Below are 1,969 nucleotides of genomic sequence, written 5' to 3'. Positions count from 1 at the left end.
CCGCCACAGGACTCTGACCAGCGACAACACCGGCCAAGTCAGCCAGGAGCTCTCAAGTGGCACGAGTCAGGTAGGAGTTTCTTGGTGCTAGACATTCTTGAACCTTAGTGGATGGATGGCTACTACTGGGATGGCCTCTGTCTGACCCCCGTGACACCCTTGCCTCATGACTCAACACGTGTTGCTTGCTGGTTGCGGGGACGTCGGGATGGCGCTGGGGGAACGGCTCAGCCAACAGGGCTGGGCAGCCTCCGGGATCCGACGCTCCGTGGACAAGCTCCCCGAGAACATCACCCCCATTCCCATGGACCTCACCAATCCTGGGGATCAAGACCTCCCGAAAGCTGACGCCGTCGTCATCACTCTCACGGCCGACGGTCGGGACGTGGAGGACTACCGGCACACCTACCTGGGTGCACTGAAAGGCCTGCACCAAGCCCTGCAGGCCAGCGGCATCCCGCCCCGAGTTGTTCTGGTGTCCAGCACCGGAGTTCTGGGTAACTCGGATGGAACCTTGACCGAGGACGCCGAACCCCACCCCACGCGGGACACCGCCAAAGTCCTCCTGGAAGCCGAACACCTGGCGCAGCAGCTGTTCCCGGGGGTGATCATCGTGCGGCCGGCAGGAATCTATGGGCCGGGGCGGACCTCGCTGATCAATCGGGTCCGTCAGGGCAGCCCCATGGACCACGCACGCATCACCAATCGCATCCACCGCGATGACCTGGTGTCTGTTCTCCATGAGGTGCTGGAAGCGGAACAACCGCCGTCGTTGTTGCACGCCGTGGACACCGAACCCGCACGCATGGGCGACGTTGCCGCCTACATTGCGGGCAAACTCAACGTGCCAGTACCGCCTGACAAGCCCGGGGGCAGCGCAGGCAAGAGATTGGACAGTTCGCGTATGCAGGAATTCGTCAGCGCCCTGCGTTTTCCGACGTACCGTGAAGGCTACGACTCACTGCTGAGCTGAACCGCGCAGCCTCAAACGCCGAAAAAGGAACCGTCATGACCCAGAACCAGGACCGCAAACCCACCGCTGACCAGGCCGAAGACAACGCATTCTTCCCCTCGCCCTACTCACTGTCCCAGTACACCGCCAGCCGCACCGATTTTGACGGCCTGGGTACGGACCGCAAGTACACCGGCGCCCGCTGGAAGGTGCTGGTAGTGGCGACGGACGAGCGCTACATGCTCATGGACAACGGCACGTTCTTCTCCACCGGCAACCACCCCGTGGAGACCCTGCTGCCCCTGCACCACATGGCGGAGGCTGGCTACGGAATCGACGTGGCCACCGTCAGCGGCGGCCCCGGAAAGTTCGAGTGGTGGGCCTTCCCCCACGACGACGGCGCCGTCAACGCCACCTGGCAGAACACAGCAGAGAGCTTCAAGGCACCCCAGAAACTGGCAGACGTGGTGTCCAGTGGGCTGGGGGACTACGCGGCAATCTTCATTCCGGGTGGTCACGGTGCCATGAACGGCCTTCCGACCAGCCCGGAATTGCGTGATGCGTTGGAGTTCTTCCTGGACAACGACCGTCTGGTGATCACCCTCTGCCATGGACCCGCGGGGTTGTTGGCTGCCGGTGTTGACCGCGATGCCAACCCGTTTGCCGGGTACAAGATCGTGGCGTTCCCGGATGCCCTGGACTTCGGGCCCAACGTGGAGATCGGGTACCTGCCCGGCAAGATGCCGTGGGCCTTGGGGGAGGCGCTACAGCAGGCGGGCATTGAGGTGACCAACTCGGACATGTCCGGTGCCACCACTCGGGACCGCAACCTGCTGACCGGTGACAGCCCCTTGGCCGCCAACCAGCTGGGCAAGGAATCTGCGGCTGCGCTGTTGGAGGCGTTCGGCGACTGATCTGTTTGCCCAGGGATCCCCAACGGGGCCGGTCAGCAGCCGGCGCCGTTGGGGTTCTGGATGCAGTCATCGGCGTAGTTACGCACCTTGGCCCGCCACACAC

At 63.6% G+C, this 1,969-nt stretch carries 2 protein-coding genes; both read left to right on the top strand.

What is annotated here, in order from left to right; all coding sequences use genetic code 11:
- The first annotated feature begins 166 nt into the window (after nt 1-166).
- On the top strand, nt 167-973 hold the full coding sequence (locus tag GTW58_RS12940) for an NAD(P)H-binding protein (protein WP_119933835.1): 807 nt from the start codon (nt 167-169) through the stop codon (nt 971-973).
- Between the two features lie 35 nt (nt 974-1,008).
- Nucleotides 1,009-1,866: a glyoxalase III HchA gene (gene hchA / locus GTW58_RS12935; protein ID WP_119933834.1), complete on the top strand. Its 858-nt coding sequence runs from the start codon at nt 1,009-1,011 to the stop codon at nt 1,864-1,866.
- The last annotated feature ends 103 nt before the right edge of the window (nt 1,867-1,969 follow it).

The organism is Kocuria subflava, from assembly GCF_012163155.1.
GTDB lineage: Bacteria > Actinomycetota > Actinomycetes > Actinomycetales > Micrococcaceae > Kocuria > Kocuria subflava.
Note: the sequence above shows the minus strand (reverse complement) of the source record. Positions and strands in the feature narration are given on the sequence as shown.

Excerpts from the sequence above, each read along its gene's own strand:
- GTW58_RS12940 (WP_119933835.1), top strand. The coding sequence starts at position 167 with ATGACTCAACACGTGTTGCTTGCTGGTTGCGGGGACGTCGGGATGGCG.
- hchA (WP_119933834.1), top strand. The coding sequence starts at position 1,009 with ATGACCCAGAACCAGGACCGCAAACCCACCGCTGACCAGGCCGAAGAC.